The organism is Xanthobacter autotrophicus (genome assembly GCF_030015065.1).
GTDB classification, from domain to species: domain Bacteria; phylum Pseudomonadota; class Alphaproteobacteria; order Rhizobiales; family Xanthobacteraceae; genus Xanthobacter; species Xanthobacter autotrophicus_D.
The window spans coordinates 1-466 of record NZ_JAIVFN010000379.1 but is presented as its reverse complement, the minus strand read 5'-3'; the positions used below and the strand labels follow the sequence as shown (position 1 = coordinate 466).

Below are 466 nucleotides of genomic sequence, written 5' to 3'. Positions count from 1 at the left end.
GTGGCGGTGGCCGGGGTGCCACGCTTGACCAGCAGGCGGCCGATCCGGTCCTCCAGTGCCTTGACCCGCTGCGAGATGGCCGAGGGCGTGACATTCAGCGATTGCGCGGCGCGGTCGAAGCTGCCTTCGCGGATCACCGCGGCCAGGGCGCGCAGCTGGGCGTGATCGATGCGCATCGAATTAAGCTCCGCTAATGTTGGTTTAGGAAGTTTAGCTCGTCTTTTCCATGTTGCGGCGCGACAATGGCGCCCGTTCCGGTGCTGTCCGCCTTCGCGAGGCACCGTCCCCCAAGCAATACAAGGCAGTGAATCCCATGTTCTCGGTCATCTCCGCCAGCACCGGCCTCGGTGCCTGGTTCTCTGGTGCAGCCACCGGCATCGGCCTGTTCGCCGTGGTCGGGGCCCAGAGCGCCTTCATTCTGCGCCAGGGCATCCAGCGCAAGCACATCGTGCCGGTGGTCGCCACC

General features: G+C 65.7%; 1 protein-coding gene. It reads right to left on the bottom strand.

Annotated features, from left to right (window positions below; all coding sequences use genetic code 11):
- Window positions 1–176 (bottom strand): LysR family transcriptional regulator (locus K9U40_RS23620; RefSeq protein ID WP_282892495.1); only part of this gene is annotated, 176 nt, incomplete at its 3' end.
- Between the last annotated feature and the right edge of the window lie 290 nt (window positions 177–466).